This is a genomic window from Rhizobium leguminosarum bv. viciae, assembly GCF_012276115.1.
Lineage (GTDB): Bacteria > Pseudomonadota > Alphaproteobacteria > Rhizobiales > Rhizobiaceae > Rhizobium > Rhizobium leguminosarum_T.
This window is the reverse complement of the sequence record NZ_WIEU01000011.1, coordinates 55,294-76,055: the sequence shown is the minus strand read 5'-3', so window position 1 is coordinate 76,055 and position 20,762 is coordinate 55,294. Positions and strand designations below refer to the sequence as shown.

General features: G+C 61.9%; 23 protein-coding genes. 11 read left to right on the top strand and 12 right to left on the bottom strand.

The genetic code is table 11. The features are described from left to right. Positions 1-64: 64 nt before the first annotated feature. Both purQ and GFM02_RS19655 read left to right on the top strand, forming a co-directional pair. Positions 65-736 carry a phosphoribosylformylglycinamidine synthase subunit PurQ gene (purQ, locus tag GFM02_RS19660; RefSeq protein WP_168322496.1) on the top strand — a complete coding sequence of 224 codons (672 nt, stop codon included), beginning with the start codon at positions 65-67 and terminating at the stop codon, positions 734-736. Positions 737-820: 84 nt separating this feature from the next. Further along, positions 821-1,216, top strand: a complete 396-nt coding sequence (locus tag GFM02_RS19655) for a hypothetical protein (protein ID WP_077978276.1) — start codon at positions 821-823, stop codon at positions 1,214-1,216. 72 nt (positions 1,217-1,288) lie between these two features. On the opposite strand, the gene GFM02_RS19650 is transcribed toward GFM02_RS19655, so the two are convergent. Continuing rightward, positions 1,289-1,543 carry a DUF1127 domain-containing protein gene (locus GFM02_RS19650; protein WP_168322495.1) on the bottom strand — a complete coding sequence of 85 codons (255 nt, stop codon included), beginning with the start codon at positions 1,541-1,543 and terminating at the stop codon, positions 1,289-1,291. Positions 1,544-1,624: 81 nt separating this feature from the next. Between GFM02_RS19650 and GFM02_RS19645 the strand changes: the two genes are divergently transcribed. The 4 genes from GFM02_RS19645 (at position 1,625) to GFM02_RS19630 (ending at position 6,357) form a co-directional block, all read left to right on the top strand. Beyond that, entirely contained in the window at positions 1,625-3,043 is a 1,419-nt protein-coding gene (locus GFM02_RS19645; RefSeq protein ID WP_168322494.1) for a PLP-dependent aminotransferase family protein, read from the top strand. Between the two features lie 122 nt (positions 3,044-3,165). After that, entirely contained in the window at positions 3,166-3,744 is a 579-nt protein-coding gene (locus tag GFM02_RS19640) for an acyloxyacyl hydrolase (protein WP_168322493.1), read from the top strand. A 125-nt stretch (positions 3,745-3,869) separates the two neighbouring features. Then, positions 3,870-6,104 carry a phosphoribosylformylglycinamidine synthase subunit PurL gene (gene purL / locus GFM02_RS19635; protein ID WP_020050132.1) on the top strand — a complete coding sequence of 745 codons (2,235 nt, stop codon included), beginning with the start codon at positions 3,870-3,872 and terminating at the stop codon, positions 6,102-6,104. Positions 6,105-6,123: 19 nt separating this feature from the next. Further along, positions 6,124-6,357 carry a BolA/IbaG family iron-sulfur metabolism protein gene (locus tag GFM02_RS19630; protein WP_003540079.1) on the top strand — a complete coding sequence of 78 codons (234 nt, stop codon included), beginning with the start codon at positions 6,124-6,126 and terminating at the stop codon, positions 6,355-6,357. A 35-nt stretch (positions 6,358-6,392) separates the two neighbouring features. Here the strand turns inward: GFM02_RS19630 and GFM02_RS19625 are convergent, their stop codons facing one another. Next, positions 6,393-7,568 carry a hypothetical protein gene (locus GFM02_RS19625; protein WP_168322492.1) on the bottom strand — a complete coding sequence of 392 codons (1,176 nt, stop codon included), beginning with the start codon at positions 7,566-7,568 and terminating at the stop codon, positions 6,393-6,395. A 165-nt stretch (positions 7,569-7,733) separates the two neighbouring features. Here GFM02_RS19625 and GFM02_RS19620 point away from each other — a divergent pair, with 165 nt between their 5' ends. The 5 genes from GFM02_RS19620 (at position 7,734) to GFM02_RS19600 (ending at position 12,154) form a co-directional block, all read left to right on the top strand. After that, entirely contained in the window at positions 7,734-7,964 is a 231-nt protein-coding gene (locus tag GFM02_RS19620; RefSeq protein WP_168322491.1) for a hypothetical protein, read from the top strand. A gap of 250 nt (positions 7,965-8,214) precedes the next feature. Next, positions 8,215-8,550 (top strand): Grx4 family monothiol glutaredoxin, encoded by a 336-nt coding sequence (grxD, locus tag GFM02_RS19615; RefSeq protein WP_017960646.1) that lies wholly within the window; start codon positions 8,215-8,217, stop codon positions 8,548-8,550. Between the two features lie 137 nt (positions 8,551-8,687). Continuing rightward, positions 8,688-9,893 carry a multidrug effflux MFS transporter gene (locus GFM02_RS19610; protein WP_168322490.1) on the top strand — a complete coding sequence of 402 codons (1,206 nt, stop codon included), beginning with the start codon at positions 8,688-8,690 and terminating at the stop codon, positions 9,891-9,893. Between the two features lie 35 nt (positions 9,894-9,928). After that, positions 9,929-11,209 (top strand): multidrug effflux MFS transporter, encoded by a 1,281-nt coding sequence (locus tag GFM02_RS19605; RefSeq protein WP_168304363.1) that lies wholly within the window; start codon positions 9,929-9,931, stop codon positions 11,207-11,209. 78 nt (positions 11,210-11,287) lie between these two features. After that, the gene (locus tag GFM02_RS19600; RefSeq protein WP_168322489.1) at positions 11,288-12,154 is read left to right on the top strand and encodes an acyl-CoA thioester hydrolase/BAAT C-terminal domain-containing protein; all 867 of its coding nucleotides are present in this window, start codon (positions 11,288-11,290) and stop codon (positions 12,152-12,154) included. A gap of 42 nt (positions 12,155-12,196) precedes the next feature. On the opposite strand, the gene GFM02_RS19595 is transcribed toward GFM02_RS19600, so the two are convergent. The 10 genes from GFM02_RS19595 to GFM02_RS19550 form a co-directional block, all read right to left on the bottom strand. Further along, on the bottom strand, positions 12,197-13,021 hold the full coding sequence (locus tag GFM02_RS19595; protein ID WP_168322488.1) for an inositol monophosphatase family protein: 825 nt from the start codon (positions 13,019-13,021) through the stop codon (positions 12,197-12,199). 40 nt (positions 13,022-13,061) lie between these two features. Next, positions 13,062-13,889, bottom strand: coding sequence for an inositol monophosphatase family protein (locus GFM02_RS19590; protein WP_168322487.1), 828 nt, complete (start codon positions 13,887-13,889; stop codon positions 13,062-13,064). 46 nt (positions 13,890-13,935) lie between these two features. Continuing rightward, complete coding sequence (gene ttcA / locus GFM02_RS19585) at positions 13,936-14,805, bottom strand: tRNA 2-thiocytidine(32) synthetase TtcA (RefSeq protein ID WP_168322486.1); 870 nt, start codon at positions 14,803-14,805, stop codon at positions 13,936-13,938. A 60-nt stretch (positions 14,806-14,865) separates the two neighbouring features. Next, positions 14,866-15,795, bottom strand: a complete 930-nt coding sequence (locus GFM02_RS19580; RefSeq protein ID WP_003540105.1) for a glutaminase — start codon at positions 15,793-15,795, stop codon at positions 14,866-14,868. A 102-nt stretch (positions 15,796-15,897) separates the two neighbouring features. Next, positions 15,898-16,515, bottom strand: coding sequence for a 30S ribosomal protein S4 (gene rpsD / locus GFM02_RS19575; RefSeq protein ID WP_017964499.1), 618 nt, complete (start codon positions 16,513-16,515; stop codon positions 15,898-15,900). A gap of 224 nt (positions 16,516-16,739) precedes the next feature. Further along, positions 16,740-18,251, bottom strand: coding sequence for an ATP-binding protein (locus GFM02_RS19570; protein ID WP_168322485.1), 1,512 nt, complete (start codon positions 18,249-18,251; stop codon positions 16,740-16,742). A gap of 202 nt (positions 18,252-18,453) precedes the next feature. Beyond that, entirely contained in the window at positions 18,454-18,720 is a 267-nt protein-coding gene (locus tag GFM02_RS35730; protein WP_432444450.1) for a GNAT family N-acetyltransferase, read from the bottom strand. A gap of 192 nt (positions 18,721-18,912) precedes the next feature. After that, positions 18,913-19,095, bottom strand: coding sequence for a DUF1778 domain-containing protein (locus tag GFM02_RS19560; protein WP_168322483.1), 183 nt, complete (start codon positions 19,093-19,095; stop codon positions 18,913-18,915). A 55-nt stretch (positions 19,096-19,150) separates the two neighbouring features. After that, a complete protein-coding gene (murI, locus tag GFM02_RS19555; protein ID WP_168322482.1) occupies positions 19,151-19,951 on the bottom strand; it encodes a glutamate racemase in 801 nt (266 codons plus the stop codon). Further along, positions 19,932-20,762: an RNA methyltransferase gene (locus GFM02_RS19550; protein WP_018483700.1), complete on the bottom strand. Its 831-nt coding sequence runs from the start codon at positions 20,760-20,762 to the stop codon at positions 19,932-19,934. Before GFM02_RS19550 ends, murI begins: the two co-directional genes overlap by 20 nt.

The window sequence follows — 20,762 nt, the reverse complement described above, 5'->3', positions numbered from 1 at the left end:
ACATCGAAACACTGTCGCCGCTTCGGGAACTGGCACAAACACAAGCAAGGTTTGAACAGCACCCATGAAATCAGCCGTCGTTCAACTTCCGGGCCTCAACCGCGACCGCGACATGATCGCCGCCTTGACCAAGATCTCCGGCCAGCCACCGATGACGATCTGGCAGACGGAAACCGAGATCCCCGATGTCGACCTGATCGTCATCCCCGGCGGCTTTTCCTATGGCGATTATCTGCGTTGCGGCGCGATCGCCGCCCGCATGCCGGTCATGCAGGCGATCATCGACAAGGCCTCAAAGGGCGTGAAGGTGCTGGGCGTCTGCAACGGCTTCCAGATCCTCGTCGAGGCCGGCCTGCTGCCAGGCGCGCTGATGCGCAATTCCTCGCTGAAATTCGTCTGCCGCGAGATCAAGCTCGAAGTCGTCAATGCCGAGACGGATTTCACCCGCGCCTATGCGCAGGGCCAGGTCATTCGCTGCCCGGTCGCCCATCATGACGGCAATTATTTCGCCGACGATGCGACGCTGGCTGCGATCGAAGGCAATGGCCAGGTGGTGTTCCGTTATGCGGAAGGCACCAATCCGAACGGCTCGATCAACGATATCGCCGCCGTCATGAACGAAAAGGGCAACGTGCTCGGCATGATGCCGCATCCAGAGAACCTGATCGAGGCCGCCCATGGCGGTTCGGACGGCCGCGGCCTCTTCGCCTCGGCGCTCGACGTCATCGCCGCCTGAACCCGCACGTCGCCCAAGCGCGCGTAGCGGTCTTGGGCAACGGGATGCACACGAAAATCCTTCTATTCGGATCTGGAGCAATCGATGCGCCCTCGCCTCTCCGTCGCAAACGCCGCCCTGTTGACCGCTCTCGCAGCCATGGTGGCAGCCTGCCAGACGCCGGCGCCGACAGGCCCGAACCGCGCCGCGCTGCCGACGATGGAACGCGTGGCGCTTGGCGCCAATGCCTGCTGGTTCAAATCGGGCGATCCGGCCTTTGCAGCCTACAAGCTCGCGCCGGAGCTCAATTCCTTCTCCGGCCGTCCGCGCATCCTGCTCGTCCATAAGGGAAGCCCGGAAAGCCGGCCGCTGCTCGTCGTGCAGGCCGAGGGAAGTCCGTCGCGCCTGCAGGCCTTCGGCCCGATGATGCAGGAACCGGTCGCCGGCCGCATCACCGCCGACGTCAATCGCTGGTCCGGCGGCAACAAGGCCTGCAGCTGATCCCGGCGATGACAGCGTCACGCGTCTTTTCAGACGCGCAAACAGCGCTGTAACTCTTTGAGTTCTGCACAATCATTCCCAGAAAAACGACTTGCCGACTTCGCGCGCGGCATCGGACTGCGACACTCCGATATCCTTGAGTTCGGTCGCTGTCAGCTCCCTCAGCGCGCGCCGGCCTTCCCGCTTTTGATGCCAGAGAAGAATGGCGGCCCAGATTCGCTCCAGCGTCGTCACCTCGGCGGGCGAGTCGGGGAGAATGATTTGTCTCCTGTCCTCGTAAGAGACAATCGGTACAATCGGCATTTTGATCTCAGGCAAGGCAGACATTCCAGGAATCCTCTCGGTTTGCCATTGGAATTGACTCATACGCTTGACGGGTACAATGTGCCAATATATACAATTGTCACCATGACAAATTGGCTTCCCGATATTTCCCGCGGCTCCGGGCCGGTCTATCTCCGGCTTGCCGACAGCATCGAATCCGCCATATCAAGCGGCGCCCTGCCCGCCGGCAGCAAATTGCCGCCGCAGCGCAACCTTGCCTACGATATCGGCGTGACGATCGGCACGATCGGCCGCGCCTACGCGCTGGTGCATGAGCGCGGCCTGGTCGCCGGCGAAGTGGGGCGCGGCACCTATGTGCTGAACCGCTCCGAAACGCCGCCCGGCGAACAGATCGATCCGCTGACCGTCTCGCTCAGTGGCACCCGCATCCAGGATGCGCCTGCCAACAAGATCCGCTTCGACACGACAGCCGCGCCCGATCTCGGCCAGGGCAAGATCATCGCAGGCATCCTCGCCGAGATCGGCGAGCAGCATCTTGCCGAAATCTCCTCCTATTCCCGGAGCTTCCCGCGCAACTGGTTCGAGGCCGGCCGGTTGTGGCTTGCCCGCAGCGGCTGGACGCCGGAGGTCGAAAACATCGTGCCGACGCTCGGCGCCCATGCGGCGGCGATATCAGTCATCGCCGCCGTCTCGGCGCCGGGGGACAAGATCGTCTTCGAGGATCTCACCTATACCCAGGTCAGCCGCAGCGCCCGCCTTCTCGGCCGCCGCACGCTGACGGTCGATTCCGATAAACTGGGCGTAATTCCAGAGGATTTCGAGCGGCTCTGTCAGCAGCAGCATCCGAAGATCGCCTTCCTGATGCCGACTGTCCACAATCCAACGCTGGCAATCATGCCCTATGAGCGGCGCGCTGATATCGCCGCAATCGCCAGGAAACACGGCGTCTGGCTGATCGAAGACGACCTCTACGGCGGCATGGCCGACGATGATACGCCGCTGCTCGCCTCGATTGCGCCCGACCGCACCTTCCTCGTCAACGGCCTGTCGAAATCGGTCGCCGCCGGCGTGCGCGGCGGCTGGGTCGCCTGCCCGCCGCATTTCGCCCAGCGCATCAAGGTGACGCACAGGATGATCACCGGCGGCCTGCCCTTCATCCTGGCAGAGACCTGTGCGCGCCTCGTCGAGAGCGGCATGGCGCATGAGATTCGCAAGGCAAGTGTCGAGGAACTCTCCCGGCGCGTCCGGCTCGCCCGCGAACAGTTGCAGGGCTTCGATTTCGAATCGCACATACACGCGCCCTTCCTCTGGCTGAAACTGCCGGAACCCTGGATGTCGGGCACCTTCAAGAATGCCGCCTTCCGCGACGGCGTGCTCGTCGACGACGAGGACGAGTTCAAGTCGGCGCGCGGAGAGCGACCTTATCATCGCGTTCGCATCGGTTTTTCCTCGCCGAAGACGGGGCAGGAACTGATCTCGGGCCTGATGATCCTGCGCCGGCTGCTGGAAAATGGCGGCTCCGCCTATGATGGCGAAATATGACGTGTTGCAAATACACGCCATAAATCGGAAAAAACGCCGACGCCTATTCGGAGCGCTATACCGACTCAACCTCCATGTTACCTCTTTGTTGTTCCCGTCTGACGCGAATCAAAGGACAGCAAATGAGGGTCGACTTCGGAAAGATCGCGTTGCGTTTTTTGGGTATGGCATCATTGGCAGCGGCAGCCGCCATCCCGGTTGCGAGTTCGGCAAGTGCCGGCGAGCAGATATTCGATGAATTGCGCTTCGGCGCTTCGGCCTCGGTACAATCGGGCCATTCCAGGGAAGACGGCGTCTTTCCCGAAATTACCGCTCTCTTCGATCCTTTCGGCTACGACACGGCGGTCGGCTGGCAGCAGCAATTGCTGCACCCTCGTGTGCATCTCGGCACCTCGATCGGCACATCGGGCGAAGCCACCCAATTCTTCACCGGCTTCACCTGGACGATCGATTTCAACGAGAAGCTCTTTGCCGAAGCCGGCTTCGGCGGCGTCATCCATACCGGCGATCTCGAAGGCGATGATGACGGTCCGGAACTCGGCTGTCGCGTCCTCTTCCACGAATATGTGGGTGCCGGCTATCGTTTCAACGCCCACTGGAACGTCATGGCCCAGATCGCTCACTCCTCGCATGCCAACCTCTGCGATGGGCCGAACGACGGCATGACGCGCGCCGGTCTGCAGATCGGCTACAAATTCTAGCAGCGACCACTTTTCATCATGAAGAAGAAGTTGCCCGCCCTCTGTTGACAGCGGGCATTTTCCTGTCGCGCGTCGCCGCTACATAAGCTAAAGACAGCGCAAAACGCGCCAGGGATTTTCCGCTCATGACCATTCCAAACACCATCCCGATCACGCCCGAACTCATTGCAAGGCACGGCCTGAAGCCGGACGAGTATCAGCGTATTCTGGATCTGATCGGCCGCGAACCGACGTTTACCGAGCTCGGCATCTTCTCGGCCATGTGGAACGAGCACTGCTCCTACAAATCCTCGAAGAAGTGGCTGCGCACGCTGCCGACCAAAGGCCCGCGCGTCATCCAGGGCCCGGGCGAAAATGCCGGCGTGGTCGACATCGATGACGGCGATTGCGTCGTCTTCAAGATGGAGAGCCACAACCACCCCTCCTATATCGAGCCTTATCAAGGCGCTGCGACCGGCGTCGGCGGCATCCTGCGCGACGTCTTCACCATGGGTGCGCGCCCGATCGCCGCGATGAACGCGCTGCGCTTCGGCGAGCCGGATCATCCGAAGACCCGCCACCTCGTCTCCGGCGTCGTCTCCGGCGTCGGCGGCTACGGCAATTCCTTCGGCGTGCCGACAGTCGGCGGTGAGGTCGAGTTCGACGCCCGCTACAACGGCAACATCCTAGTCAACGCCTTTGCCGCCGGTATTGCGAAATCCAACGCCATCTTCCTGTCCGAAGCCAAGGGCGTCGGTCTTCCGGTTGTTTATCTCGGCGCCAAGACCGGCCGCGACGGCGTCGGCGGCGCGACGATGGCATCGGCCGAATTCGACGAATCGATCGAAGAGAAGCGCCCGACCGTTCAGGTCGGCGACCCCTTCACCGAGAAGTGCCTGCTGGAAGCCTGCCTCGAGCTGATGCAGACCGGCGCCGTCATCGCCATCCAGGACATGGGTGCCGCCGGCCTCACCTGCTCTGCCGTCGAAATGGGCGCCAAGGGCGATCTCGGCATCCTGCTCGAACTCGACAAGGTGCCGGTCCGCGAAGAGAGGATGACGGCCTACGAGATGATGCTGTCGGAAAGCCAGGAGCGCATGCTCATGGTGCTGCAGCCGGAGAAGGAAGAGGAAGCCAAGGCGATCTTCGTCAAGTGGGGCCTCGACTTTGCCATCGTCGGCTGGACGACCGACGATCTGCGCTTCCGCGTCATGCACCAGGGTGAGGAAGTCGCCAACCTGCCGATCAAGGATCTCGGCGACCAGGCGCCGGAATATGATCGCCCCTGGCGCGAGCCCGGCAAACACGCTCCCCTGCCCGCCAATCTCGTCGCCGCTCCTCAGGATTACGGCCAGGCGCTGCTGCAACTCGTCGGCTCCGCCAACCAGTCGAGCCGCCGCTGGGTCTATGAGCAATACGACACGCTGATCCAGGGCAATTCGCTGCAGCTTCCGGGTGGCGATGCCGGCGTCGTGCGCGTCGACGGCCATCCTTCCAAGGCGCTTGCCTTCTCCTCCGATGTCACCCCACGTTATGTCGAGGCGGATCCCTTCGAAGGCGGCAAGCAGGCGGTCGCCGAATGCTGGCGCAACATCACCGCGACAGGTGCCGAGCCGCTCGCCGCCACCGACAATTTGAACTTCGGCAATCCCGAAAAGCCCGAGATCATGGGCCAGTTCGTTCAGGCGGTGAAGGGCATCGGCGAGGCCTGCCGGGCGCTGGATTTCCCGATCGTCTCAGGCAACGTTTCGCTCTACAACGAGACCAACGGCGTCGCCATCCTGCCGACCCCGACGATCGCAGGCGTCGGCCTGCTGCCGGATTGGCGCAAGATGGTTCGCATCGGCAGCGCCAACGATGGCGACAAGGTGATCATGATCGGCGTCGACGGCAGCCATCTCGGCCAGTCCGTCTATCTCCGCGACGTGCTTTCCAGCAGCGAAGGTCCGGCTCCTGAAGTGGATCTGTTCGCCGAGCGTCGCAACGGCGATTTCGTCCGCTCCGTCATCCGCAACGGCCAGGCGACCGCCTGCCACGACATCTCCTCTGGTGGTCTTGCCGTGGCGCTCGCCGAAATGGCGATGGCCTCGGGCAAAGGCCTGACGATCGATCTGAGCGAAGGCAAGGGTGCACCGCATGCGCTGCTCTTCGGCGAGGATCAGGCGCGTTACGTCCTGACATTGCCCGCCGATGTCGCCGATTTCGTCTGCGTCAATGCGGAAGGCGGCGGCGTTCCCTTCCGCCGTCTCGGCACGGTCGAAGGAACGGCGCTCGTCGTCGGCGATCTCATCTCGCTGCCGATTCAGCAATTGCGCGATGCCCATGAATCGTGGTTCCCTGATTTCATGGAAGGCCGCGGCGAACTTGCCGCTGCGGAATGATGCGCAAGGAGTAACGATCATGGCCATGAAACCCGGCGATATCGAAGACATGATCAAGGCTGGGATTCCCGGTGCCAAAGTGACGATCCGCGATCTGGCGGGCGACGGCGATCACTACGCCGCCGAAGTCGTCGCCGAAGCCTTTCGCGGCAAGAGCCGCGTGCAGCAGCATCAGATGGTCTACGAGGCGCTGAAGGGCAATATGGGCGGCGTGCTGCACGCTCTGGCCCTGCAGACTTCCGCGCCGGAATAAAAGCCCGATGCAATCCGGATGACGATGCCCGGCCCTCAGCCGGGCATTCTCTTTTCGTCGGGATCGGCAAAGACCGAGGCGGGCATCGGCCCGGATGTCAGCAGCGTGAAGTCGAAGGGCGCCTGCAGATCGGGCCCAAGCACATATTGCCGGTGGACGCGCAGCTGGTCCTTGCGGATCTTGCGATAGTGCTCGCGCGTCAGCATCTGCTTGACGCGGATCAGGATCATTTTCGCCTGGGGCGCATCCGCATGGCCGGAGACGGCGACGACAGGCACCTTGTAGAAATTAATCGAATCCGTCAGGCACTGCACGTCGAGCCAGGAAATGTCGGGACAGCGGGCAATCAGCCCGACGCGAGCGCGAAGCAGTGTCGCCGATGACATGAGCGCACATTGCAGGATGGCACTGCCGAGGGTGGCGAACACCACGCGCTTGCCGTTGAAGATCTCCGGCTCCCGTTCCAGCAATATGCCGATGACATGGGCGGCGACGCTCGACCCCATGCTGTGCGACGAGATCACATATTCGTCCGCCTCTTCGTCAAGCGCCGTGCGCACTGCAGAGGCCCGGTCTTCCAGCCAGTCGTTGAATTCCGCCCGGTCCATGCGTCCGAGCGCCACGGCCATTTCCCAATCGGCAAAAAGATGCAGCGTATAGAAGCGCTCGCAAAACGGCAGTAAGGCGAAGACGAACAGACACAGCGCCAGCGGCCCGCTCCAGAACATATGCCAGGCAGAAAAGCCGAGAACATAAGGCATGACGGTAATTTGTGCTGTCAGAGCGATCGCCAGTGCCATCAGCAGGAACGGGAAAACGAAGAACAGGCCGAAGCGCCAGGCATGGCGGAAATATCCCCGCATTCCGCCTTCGAGCATGATCTCGGCGCAACTTCGGAAGCCCGCAATGATCTGGCTCAACGTATTGCCGCCGCGGAGCCGACGCACCAGAGCGTCTTGATCGATCATGTGGATCCGGCTCTTGGTCTGCCAGCCGGATGAATCTCCCGCATCGCTGCCCATCCCATCGCCCATCGTGACCTCGAAACTGACAGGATCGGTTCCTTCTTCCACTGCCCCCGTCGCGATCGAATATCCCCAGACGGCGGCACTTTGCCTGGCGGATCGCTCGTAGCGCGCCCTGTGAGCAGTGCCATCCAATGGCTCGAAGCCCGGGAAATGCAGGACGACCCGCTTCTCGATCAGTTTCATTCCACTCTTCCGGCCGGGCGAATGGCCGGCATGCTGCTGTGATCAGGCCATTCCACCGATGCTGTCGGCGAAAAACCGGGTATGTTTTCGAAGCCGTCTTGCTAACCGAACTCTTCCAGAATTCAATAGCAGCCATGTCGTTTCCACCACGAACGGAGGGGTTTTGTGGCCGACCTAGTCAAAGAATTGATATCAGGCGTCGTCGAAAGCGTGCTGAAGGAGATCCTGAAGAAAACCACCGGCCGCGTCACGACGAAGCGCAGGAGGCGTAAGACACGCCCCGCCGCAACGACGAAGGTTGCGCGCAAGGCGACCGCGGCCAAGCCCAAGCCCGCCCGCAAACAGGTCAGCAAGCGCCGCACTGCCGCTGGCCGCAGCCGTCAGCGACGCAGCTAAGACACGATGAAAATATGAGCGGCTTTCGGATGAATTCTGCTCCGCTAAAGCGCCGCGCGTCTCTTGAGACGCGCAAAGGACGCTGTAGCACTTTGATGGGCAGTAGCGCGACTGCAACAACCCGGCAACGGCCGGCCCGAATTGGTATTTTTTTGGTTCGGGCGGCTGGAATTCCTGCTGTCGCATGCTATCTAAAGGCAACGATTGAAACGGTGGGCCTTTAACCCGCCTGTTGAAAGGATTAGGTCCCATGAGCGGCATTCACGAATTTATCGACAACGAAATCAAGAGCAACGACGTCGTCCTCTTCATGAAGGGCACGCCGCAGTTTCCGCAGTGCGGCTTCTCCGGCCAGGTCGTGCAGATTCTCGATTACATCGGCGTCGACTACAAAGGCGTCAACGTGCTCGCCGATTCGGAAATCCGCCAGGGCATCAAGGAATATTCCAACTGGCCGACGATCCCGCAGCTCTACGTAAAGGGCGAGTTCGTCGGCGGCTGCGACATCGTCCGGGAAATGTTCCAGGCTGGTGAACTGCAGCAGCATCTCCAGGAAAACGGCATCACGGTTCGCGGCGCCGCCTGACCGGTCACCGGACGTCCGCCCGGTTTCCAAATCTGTTTCTTGAGTTCGAGGCGCTGCGGCCAGCAGCGCCTTGACCTGTTTATGGGAATTTCATTGTGACAGATTCATCACAAGCCGTGTCCGCGGGCCGCATGCCCATGGGCAAGCGAGAATTCATCGCGCTCGCAGCCTTCCTGATGGCCATCAATTCGCTGGCGATCGATATCATGCTCCCAGCCTTGCAGCAGATCGGCGCAAGCCTCGGCGTCGAGAGCGAGAACCACCGGCAACTCGTCGTCTCCTCCTATCTGCTCGGCTTCGGCTGCGCCCAGCTTTTCTACGGACCGCTTTCCGATCGATTCGGCCGCCGCGCGCCGCTGTTGTTCGGTCTCGTCGTCTATATCGTTTCCGCCATCGGCATCGTCTTCGTTCCCTCCTTCGCCGGTCTGCTGGTGCTGCGCTTCGTCCAGGGCATCGGCTCGGCGGCCACCCGCGTCATCACCATCTCCATCGTCCGCGATATCTATGGCGGACGGCAGATGGCCGAGGTCATGTCGTTGATCATGATGGTCTTCATGATCGTGCCGGTGATTGCGCCCGGCACCGGCCAGATCGTCATGTTCTTCGGCAATTGGCACCTGATCTTCCTGTTCATCGCCACCATGGCGACTGCTATCGCCGTCTGGGCCTATCTACGCCTGCCGGAGACCCTGCATCCCGCCAATGTCAGGCCCTTCACCGCCCGCTCGATCTTCGGCGCCTTCAAGCTGGTGCTGACCAATCGCGTCGCGCTCTGCTACACCATTGCCAGCACCTTCATCTTCGGCGCGCTGTTCGGCTTCATCAATTCGGCCCAGCAGGTCTATGTCGGCATTTACGATCTCGGCGTCTATTTCCCCTTCGCCTTTGCCGGCGTGGCGATCTTCATGTCGCTGTCGTCCTTCTTCAATTCGCGCTTCGTCGGCAAGCTCGGCATGCGCCGCCTGTCGCACGGCTCGCTCATCGGCTTCATCGCCATCAACACCATCTGGCTGATCGTCCAGATGGCCAGCACCGAGCCGATGCCCTTCGCTCTGTTCATCTCCTTCTTCGGCCTTTCCATGTTCCAGTTCGGTTGGATCGGCTCGAACTTCAATTCGCTCGCCATGGAGCCGCTCGGCCACGTCGCCGGCACCGCCTCCTCCGTCCTCGGCTTCATGAGCACGGTCGGCGGCGCCATCATCGGCGCCGGCATCGGCCAGGCCTTCGACGGCACTGCGCTGCCGATGGTCGCCGGTTATTTCACCGTGTCGATCATCGGGCTCGTCTTCGTGCTCATCGCCGAGAAGGGCCGCCTCTTCCAATCGCAGAACCCAGCCGTCTGAACGGCGGGCCTCATTCGCATCCGGGATTTCACCAAATGACGCCGCCGCATAAGCCGCACCAGGAAAACCAGGGCTCCCGCCGCATCGGCATGGGCTTTGGCGAATTCGTCGTTACCATCGCCATCATGACCGCCAGCGTTGCTATGGCGATCGACAGCATGCTGCCGGCATTGCCCAATATCGGCCATTCCCTCGGCGTCACCAGTACCAACGACGCGCAGCTGATCATCGGCGTGTTCTTCTTAGGATTTGGTGTCTCGCAAATCTTCTTCGGCAGCCTTTCGGATACGTTCGGCCGCCGCAACATCCTGCTCGGTGGCCTCGCCTGCTATATTGTCGGAATGTTTGCCGCTGCAGCGACCGGCAGCTTCGAAATGCTGCTCGTCATGCGTTTCGTTCAGGGTGTGGGCGGTGCTGCGGTGCGCATCACCACCATGGCCATGGTGCGCGACTGCTTCGGTGGCCGCGAAATGGCCCGTGTGATGTCCTATGTGATGATCGTCTTCATGATCGTGCCGATCGTCGCCCCTTCCGTCGGCCAGCTCATCATCCTCTATGCCAACTGGCACTGGATCTTCATCCTGCTCGGGATCATCGCTACCGTCCTGTTCGTCTGGGCTTTCCTGCGGCTGAAGGAATCGCTGCCGCCGGAAGAGCGGCTGCCGCTGTCGGTCGGCTCTGTCGTGGATGGCTTCAAGACCGTGCTCACAAACCGCATCACCTGCGGCTACATGATCGGCCTCACCATGTTCACCGGCGTTATCAGTGCCTATGTGATCTCGGTGCAGCAGGTCTTCGGCGAGGTCTATGGCCTTGGCGACTGGCTGCCGATCGCCTTTGCGGCCACCGCCGGCGGCATCGCCGTCGCCAATTTCGCCAATGGATTCTTCGTCCGCAAATTCGGCATGCGCCGCATCTCGCACGCCGCCCTGCTGATCTTCACGGCGCTGTCGGCTGTCGGATTTTTTTATTCGCTGGCCGGCAAGCCGGATTTCGCCATCGCCTACGGCATCTTCACCATCGTGCTGATGATGTTTGCCCTGATCGCCACCAATTTCACCGCCATCAGCCTCGAGCCGATGGGTAATCTCGCCGGCACGGCGACCGCCATCACCGGCTTCGTCTCGACGACAGCCGGCGCCATCCTCGGCGGCCTGGTCGGCCAGATGTTCAACGGCACGGTGCAGCCGCTCTTCGGCGGCTTCGCTCTCTTCGGCGCGGTGACGATCGCAGCCACCCTTTGGGCCGAAAACGGCAAGCTCTTCACCCACCCCGGCGACAGCCCGCAGCTCGATCCGGGTGCTGCTCACTTCTGAAAATGGGAAATCTGCCGGAGCAGTTGGTCCCCGACGGCATTGCATTAGATGGCAAACTTGGCACGTTCCTAAATCTGGATGCCCCCTGGAAGAAGGAGCCTGGTTTTGGATGCAGAATATCAACGTCTCCCCCCGCCATTGCAGGGCGAGATATTTCAAGTCAAACCGGATGCCAGCACCGGCGTGGTGGTGCTCGGCGGCTCCAGTGGCCGGGTCGATGTGGCCCGCGCAAGGTTGTTTGCGAGCCAGGGGGCAACGGCCATAGCGCTTCGCTGGTTCGGCGGCGAAGGCCAGGTGCCAGGCATTTGCGAGGTGCCGCTAGAAACGTTTTTCTCTACCACGGACTGCCTGGTGGGTCTCGGCTGTAAACGCATCGTCCTGGTGGGAACCTCGAAAGGCGCCGAAGCTGCACTGCTCACGGCCGTATACGATCCGCGCATCACCGCGGTCGTCGCCATGAGCCCTTCGTCAGTCGTATGGGGAAATATTGGTCCAGGGCTTGATGGCATCAGTTGGCCCGAGCGCTCGTCGTGGACATTGCGAGGTACACCGCTTCCTTTTGTTTCGTCGGACCCAGATTGGGTGCGAGAATACAGAGACGGGCTGGTCGCCTATCGGGGTTTGTTCCAAAGATGCCTCGATATGCACGAGTCTGAGATCGACGCAGCGGCTATCCCTTTGGAGAAAACGAATGCTGAAATTCTGCTCGTAGCAGGATGCGATGACGCGCTTTGGCCGTCAGACAAATTTGCCGCATCAATTGTTCGGCGGCGCGCAGGTTTTGGTTTGTCCACCCAGCTTGTCTTGGGAGAACACGCGGGCCATCGCAATCTGTTGCCGGGCGAAACGACCCCCCGATCATCGCTGCATGCGCACGGTGGAAGTGACGAAGCCGACACAGAGTTGGGACGACTAGCGTGGGAGCACATTCTCGCTGTCCTATAGCATGAGGGCAGCAGTAAAGGCTCTACGCTTTAAGGCGAGTGTTCAGACCGTGAAAACCTCACGCCGCAGCACGTCCCACGAGGCCTTGTCGGGCGCAATCAGCAGCCCGCCGTCGAGATGATGCGGCAGGTAGGGTGAGCCGTCGAAGCGCGCCGCATAGGCGCCCGCCTCCTGCGAGATCAGGGTGCCGGCAAGGTGATCCCAGGGCATCAGCTTATTGTACATGAGGTAATGCACATGCCCGCCGGCAAAGGTGCGGTATTCATGGGCGGCGCAGCGGTAATTGGTGAGGAAGCGCACCTTGGCGAGATTGGCGAGCACTTCGGCCCGCTTCGCCTGCGGCAGGTAGCCGGTCGAGGCCATGCCGACCATATGCTCCAGTCCCACGGGAGCTGCGACCGAGAGCCGCTCGGCGCCGCCATCCGGCCGCCGCAGCCAGGCGCCGCCGCCCTTTTCGGCCATCACCCAGTCGTCGCCCATCGGATCGTAGATGATGCCGGCAACCGTCTCGCCGCCGGAGATGACGGATGCCATGACGCCGAAAGCCGGAATGCCGGAGGCGAAATTGAAGGTGCCGTCGACCGGATCGACGACGATCGCGAGATCGGCATGTTCGAGGCTGCCGAGCAAATCGGGATCGGCCGCGACCGATTCTTCGCCGAGAAACAGCGCGTTCGGCCAGAGCCGCTGAGCTTCCGCCTTGATCATCCGTTCGGCCTGCTCATCGGCCTCGGTGACGAGGTCGGTCGCCTCACTCTTGGCGCGCACATCGGCTTGGCCGAGCCGGCGAAAGCGCGGCAGGATCTCTGCCTTTGCCGCGCGGCGCAGCAGATCGGCAAGAACGGTCACGTCGACAGTCGAAGTCATGTCAAATCCTCACGCTTAGGTCTCTCAGGAGAAGCTTGAATCAGATGCCGACGATCTCGCGCCGGATGAGCTGCCAGCTCTCCCGGTCGGGCGCGGAGATGATCCCGCCCGTCGTCTCTCCGGGGCGATAGGGCGTGCCGTCGAATTTCGCCGTATGACCGCCGGCCTCCTGATGCGCCAGCACACCGGCCAGGTGATCCCAGGGCATCAGTTTCGTATGCCCGATGAAATGCAGCTTGCCGGAGGCGACCATCCAATATTCGTAGGCCGAGCAGTTGAAGGCGAAGGTCATCCGGATCTTTGCCATGTTGGCGCAGATACGCGAGCGGTCCGGCTCGTCCATATGCCCCCACGACATGCCGCCGACCATCTGGCTCAGGCTAGTAGGCTCCGCCACCTTCAGCTTTGTCGATTGCCCGTCCTGGCGCGTCAGGAAGGTGCCCGCCCCCTTGATCGCGGTCACTGTGTCGCCGAGAACCGGATCATGAATGATGCCGGCGACCGTCTCGCCCTTGACCGTCACAGCCAGGATGGTCCCGAAGACGGGAAGCCCGGCGGCGAAATTGAATGTCCCGTCGACAGGGTCGATGACGAAGGCGAGCTCGGCATCGGCAAGGGCCGGCACGACGGACCGGTCGGCGTCATAAGCCTCCTCGCCGACGACGAGTGCTGCGGGAAAGCGCTCTCTCAGCGCCGCGGTGATCCGGTGTTCGGCAAGCAGGTCAGCCTGCGTCACCAGATCGATTGCCGAAGTCTTCTCCGAAACATCGGCAGCGCCGAGATTGCGGAAACGCGGCATGATCTCGGCGCGCGCCGCCTCTCGGACGCAATCGCCGAGAAAGAGAATATCCTGATCTGAAATAGTCATGCGAAGTCCTGCCTTCATGCAATGAACAGCCTGCTTAGCCGGACCCTTATGAAGGATCGGTGACACCAAGGGTGGAAAAGTCGAAGAGTTTCGGATCGAGCAGATGCGACGGGTTCACATGCGAAAGCGCCCGCAGCATCGTATCCTTGCGCCCCGGCATGCGCCGTTCGATATCAGCGAGCATGTCCTTCATCGCGTTGCGCTGCAGCCCGTCCTGCGAGCCGCAGAGATCGCATGGGATGATCGGAAACTGCATGGCGGTGGCGAATTTCGCGAGGTCGTCCTCAGCGGCATAGGCAAGCGGCCGGAGCACCATCAGGTCGCCCTCGTCGTTCAGAAGCTTCGCCGGCATCGAGGCGAGCCGGCCGCCATGGAAGAAGTTCATGAAGAAGGTTTCGAGAATGTCCTCGCGGTGGTGGCCGAGCACCAGCGCATCGCAACCCTCTTCCCGCGCCACACGATAGAGATTGCCGCGCCGCAGCCGCGAACAGAGCGAGCAATAGGTGGCACCCTCCGGCACCTTCTCCTTCACGATCGAATAGGTATCGCGATATTCGATCCGGTGGCGGACGCCGATCTTCGTAAGATAGCCCGGCAGCACGTGCTTCGGGAAATTCGGCTGTCCCTGGTCGAGATTGCAGGCGATGAGCTCGACCGGCAGCAGGCCGCGCCATTTGAGATCGAGCAGCAGCGCCAGCAGCCCGTAGGAATCCTTGCCGCCGGAAAGGCCGACCAGCCAGCGCTTCTGGCCCTTCAGCATGTCGAAATCGTCGAAGGCCTGACGCACCTGCCGCAGCAGCCGCTTGCGCAGCTTGTTGAAGGAGACGGAACGCGGCGCATCGGCAAACAGCGCATGGCCGTTGCTGTCGGCCTCGTCAGTTTCCAGATCATCGGCGATGTTGGCTGCGATATTCATTGCTTCGTCCTACAGAAATTCCACATTTGCTCTAGCAGAAACCCACCTGGCAACACAGCGTCAATCGCCGAAAACCGACCAACCGGTCCGCGCCGCAAGCATCTCCAATGCCGCAGCGCCAAGCTGTGAATTGCCGACCTTGTTCAGCCCCGGCGACCACACCGCGATCGAGGCGATGCCCGGCGCCACCGCGAAGATGCCGCCGCCGACGCCGCTCTTGCCGGGCAGGCCGACATGATAGGCGAAGTCGCCCGAGCCGTCGTAATGGCCGCAGGTCAGCATCAGCGCATTGATGCGCCGCGCCCGCTTCGGCGAGACCACCGAATGGCCGGTCGTCGGATTGCTGCCGCGCGCCGCCAGGAACAGCCCGGCGCGGGCGAGCTGCTCGCAGCTCATCGACAGCGCGCATTGATGGAAATAGACGCCGAGCACATGATCGACCGGATGGTCGAGATTGCGGTAGGCGCGCATGAAGTTGGCAAGCGCGAAATTGCGGTATCCCGTCTGCGTTTCCGAGCGCGCCACTTTGTCGTCGATGGTGATCGACTCGTCGTCGGCGAGATAACGCACGAAGCGCAGCAGCTCGCCGATTGCCTCGCGCGGCGCATGGCCGGCCATGACGACGTCGCTGACGGCGATGGCGCCGGCATTGATGAAGGGGTTGCGGGGGATGCCGCTCTCATGCTCGAGTTGGACGATCGAGTTGAAAGCCGATCCGGAGGGTTCGCGCCCGACCCGCTTCCACAGCCCCTCACCGACCTTGCCGAGCGCCAGCGTCAGCATGAAGACCTTCGAAATGCTCTGGATCGAGAAGGCGATGTCGGCATCGCCGACGCGATAGACCTTGCCGTCGACGGTGACGATCGCCATGCCGAACTGCTTCGGGTCGACCTTGGCGAGCTCGGGAATATAATCCGCGACCTTGCCCTCGCCGATCCGCGGCTGGATATCGGCGTAGATGCTATCGAGGGTCGCCTGCAAATCTGCCATTGCTTCTCTCCAGATCGCAAAAAAGCCGCTCGAAGGAGCGGCTTTCCCTATATCGACGCATGCTGTTGTCTCGCAATCGGTTTCGACTGCGAGACGAATGCATTAACGCGAATAGAATTCGACGACCAGGTGCGGTTCCATGACGACCGGGAACGGAACGTCGCTGAGTGTCGGGACGCGGCCGAAGGTTGCGACCATCTTGTGGTGATCGACTTCGATGTAGTCGGGAACGTCGCGCTCGGCGAGGCTGACGGCTTCCAGAACGATCACCAGCTGCTTCGACTTTTCGCGAACTTCGATGACGTCGCCGGCCTTGCAGCGGTAGGAACCGATGTTGACGCGCACGCCGTTGACCGAGACGTGGCCATGGTTGACGAACTGACGGGCAGCAAAGACCGTCGGAACGAACTTGGCGCGATAGACGATCGCGTCGAGGCGCGATTCCAAGAGGCCGATCAGGTTTTCAGAGGTGTCGCCCTTGCGGCGGTCGGCTTCGGCGAAGATCGCGCGGAACTGCTTTTCACGCAGGTCACCGTAGTAGCCCTTGAGCTTCTGCTTGGCGCGCAGCTGCACACCGAAGTCCGAAAGCTTGCCCTTGCGGCGCTGGCCGTGCTGACCCGGGCCGTATTCGCGGCGGTTCACCGGAGACTTCGGACGGCCCCAGATGTTTTCGCCCATACGGCGGTCAATTTTGTACTTGGACGATTCGCGCTTGCTCATCGTATTTCCTTTCAAAGGTTTAAGACGGTTTGTTGCCAAACCGCACGAAGGAAACACGCCCTCCTCTGATCTCTGCCGAGATCTGACAGGATGTTCCGGTTAGCGAACAGGAACGATCCACGGGACATGTCAAATGAAACACCGGACATTGCTGCCCGGTGCTTGCGGCGGTCTTTAGAGGCCCGTCATGAAAATGTCAACAGCGGCAAACCCTGAAAGCGCCACTATTCCGCCGCCAGCGGTTGATCACCCGTGTCGGGCGCGTTGGCGTCGCCCGGCGCCGTCTGGCAGTCCATGTCCGGGAAAGCGACGATACGCTTGCCGGAAAAATCGGCGTGCACGACGATGATGCCCTGCTCCTCGAAATAACCAAGCAGGCGCCGCGCGCGGCGGGCGGAATGGGTGCCGTAGGCGCGGGCGATGCGGGCGTCCGACGGGCACGGCTCACCGCGGACGGCGGCCTTGGCGATCGTCAGGAAGACACCCTGCAGATCGTCGGTAACGCTTGATGACAGCGACAGCGCCGTCGCCCAGGCATCGGTTGCGGCAGTTGCCGCATCGACGCCGGAACGCGAGATCGCCACGCGCCGGCGGAATTCCGGCAGCGCGATCGGCGGTCCCGGCACGCGACGCATGCGCAGCCGTACCAGAAAGTCCTGGTAAAGCACCGAATCGGTGCGGAAGGCGGATGCCGGATCGTCCAGTATCTCGGCCAGCACGCCGGCAAGGCGCTCTTCCCGCTCCTCGGCGGAGACTTCCACCTGGTTCGCCCTCGCCTCCGCAGGTGCAGCCGATGCCGCCGGCGTCGAGCGCGAGAGTTCGGCCAGAATATCGGTCGTCGGCCGCGGCGCCGGCGGCGCGCGGCGCACCAGCGGCCGCTGGAATTCCTCCGGATCGGGCGTGAAGATCAGGTCTTCGACATCCTGAGGCGCATCCGGCAGCGGCATCAGCTTCGGGCTGGAAGAGCGCGCCGAGGTCTCCACCGCGCCGATCTGGATCGGCAGCGGCCGGCGCGACAGCGCCGGTCCGAGAGCAACGAAATTGCCGCGCTTCAAGTCGCGGAACATCTCGGCCTGGCGCCGGTCCATGCCGAGCAGGTCGGCAGCGCGCGCCATGTCGATATCGAGGAAGGTGCGGCCCATCAGAAAGTTCGAGGCCTCGGCCGCGACGTTCTTGGCGAGCTTGGCAAGCCGCTGCGTCGCGATCACGCCGGCAAGGCCGCGTTTACGTCCGCGGCACATCAGATTGGTCATCGCGCCGAGCGACATCTTGCGCGCATCTTCCGAAACATCGCCACCGACCGACGGCGCAAACATCTGCGCCTCGTCGACCACGACGAGAACCGGATACCAGTATTCGCGATCGGCATCGAACATGCCGTTGAGGAAGGCGGCTGCAGCGCGCATCTGGTCTTCGAGATCGAGGCCTTCGAGCGTCAGCACGCAGGAAACGCGATGCTGGCGGATGCGGTTGGCAATGCCCGCCAACTCCGCCTCTGTGCGCTCACCGTCGACGACGACGTGGCCAAACCTATCGCTGAGAGTGACGAAATCACCCTCGGGATCGATGATGACCTGTTGCACCCATTGCGCCGACTGTTCGAGCAGGCGGCGCAGCAGATGCGACTTGCCCGATCCGGAATTGCCCTGCACGAGCAGACGGGTCGCCAGCAGCTCCTCGATATCGAGCGTCGCCGGGCTGCCGGACGCCAATCCCATATCGATGCCAACCTGCAATGCTGATCCTCGCGGCGAAAAGACTCACATGAACGAAGCGCCATTCTTCCGAAACGGCAGCGCCCCGTCTATCAAAGAATGCATCGTCTTTCAGGACCGTATTTCGCCAACCCACAGGACAATTCCGGGCTCCGGGCTATCAAAGAACTTTGCGGAAATAGACGACTCGCTCGGTTTCAGTAAAACCCCAATTCTGATGCGCCTAGTGCGACCGTCTGTTTCTGATGTCTGCATCGGAGCAGAGCTCCCGAAATCCTTGCTTGATCAGATCACCGGTAATGTTTTCAAGCAGTGCACGGCCAACGCCCTGTCGACGGTGTTTGGGATCGATCCAGATGCCTTCGAGAAAAGGGACGGGCTGTGCAGTGCAGCCGTTGGCGTATTCCCGTATGCAAATCTCGGCAAAACCAAGCGGCGCTTGGTCGGGACGCAGCGCAAGATAGCCGGTCCGTTTCTTGCCTTTGAGCATTCTGCCTATATCGCCAAGATGTTCATCGATAGAAAGGCTGTCCCAGAGCTTGAAGCGCATCTCAGCCCAAAGCGCACTGTCGCCTGCTCGCATCTTTCTGATCACAATTGACATGCTGCTCCCTTTCTCCCACGCGATTGCGTGTGACAACATCTGCGACGGTTCGCTTCGGGTCGAGCAGTTCGAATTTCATCAACCGCCGCCGATATCGCGATATTTCCTGACGGCATTGACCATGCGATCGGTCGGCTTTGCCGGCTCGTCGAGTGCCGCGAAAAAGCGTTCCCAATCCTGGGCCGTAAAGCGCGTCCGTGCGCCCTCGGCAGTTGCGGCGTAGACCGCCAACCTATCTTCTTCTTCAGCATTCCGAGCCATGTCAGTTCCTCAAATGTGTCCCCAAAATCGAAGGGCCTTCAAATCAATCGCGGCGCTACGCCCTCAAGCCGAATCCCTGCATCAGCCGCCGCGTCGCGAAATCGGGATTGCCTGACATAAACACCGCAAAGTCGAAATTGCCGGGATGCACAGCGTCTGCGATCAGCGGCACCAGCGTGCGGGCGCGGCGGGCGATCGCTTCGGCGGGGTCAAGCCAGTCGACCGGCCAGGGCGCGAGCCGCCGGAAAAGGTTCGCCATGAAGGGATAATGCGTGCAGGCGAGCACAACGATATCGGTCTTTCGTCCGTCCTTCTCGACGAAGCATTGGTCGATTTCGGCAAGCACGGCGTCGTCGGAGACGGCGTCGCCGCGAATATAGGCCTCCGCCATGCGCGCAAGGTTCTCCGAGCCGACGAGGCGGACATGGCATTGCTGGGCGAAGGACTGGATGAGATCGCGCGTATAAGCGCGCTTGACCGTGCCCGGCGTCGCGAGCACCGAGACGAGGCCGGACCGCGTGCGCTCCGCTGCTGGCTTGATCGCCGGCACGGTGCCGACGAAGGTCATCTGGGGAAAGGCGGCGCGCAGATCGGCACCAACAAGCGTGAAGGCGGTGTTGCAGGCGATGATGCAGACTTCGGGATCGTGCTCTTCGAGCAGGCGGCCGAAGAGGCCGATCACCCGCTCCTTCAGCGCCTGTTCCTCCCAGCCGCCATAGGGAAAGCCGGCATCGTCAGCGACATAGATGAAGCCGCGTTCCGGCATCAGCACGCGCGCCTCGCGCAAGACGGTCAGCCCGCCAATGCCGGAATCGAAGACGAGGACGGGTTTCAGCTCATGCGTCGGCGCTGTCATCTGGCGGTGTTTCCTTGGCCGCTGTCGGGAACCGGCCGCCGCGCGGGCTCTTGCGCGAGAAGCGGTCGAGGGAGGAGATGACGCCGCGCAACACGCTGATTTCCTGCTCCGTGAAGGCCCGGCGGGATAAGACAGCGCGCAGATTGTCGACCATTTTCGGCTTTTTCCCGGCAGGATGGAAATAACCGCGCGCATCGAGCGCCTCTTCCAGCTGGTCGAAGAGGCCGAACAACTGTTCCTTGGTCGAAGGCGTCTGCCCCATCGCCTGGAAGGGCACGGCGCCGAGATCCTCCATGCCTGATTTCATCCATTCATAGGACATCAGCAGCACCGCCTGGGCGATGTTCAGCGAGGCGAAAGCCGGGTTGACGGGAAAGGTGACGATCTCGTCGGCAAGCGCCACCTCCTCGTTGGTCAGCCCCCAGCGCTCGCGCCCGAAGAGGATGCCGGTGCCTTCGCCGGCGCGAAACCTCGCCCGGAGCGTCTCGGCGGCGATGACGGGCGAGCGCACCGGCTTGTAGCCGTCGCGCTCCCGCGCCGTCGTCGCATAGACGAAATTGAGGTCGGCGACCGCCTGTTCCAGCGTATCGTAGACCTTGGTCGCCTCGATCACGTGATCGGCCTTGGAGGCGGTCGCCAGGGCTTTCTCGTTCGGCCAGCCGTCGCGCGGATTAACGAGGCGGAGTTCAGCAAGGCCGAAATTCGCCATGGCACGCGCCACCATGCCGATATTCTCGCCCATCTGCGGCTCGACCAGAATGATGGCCGGCCCTTCGGCCAGAAGTTGACGCTCGCTGTTCGTGCCTGCCAT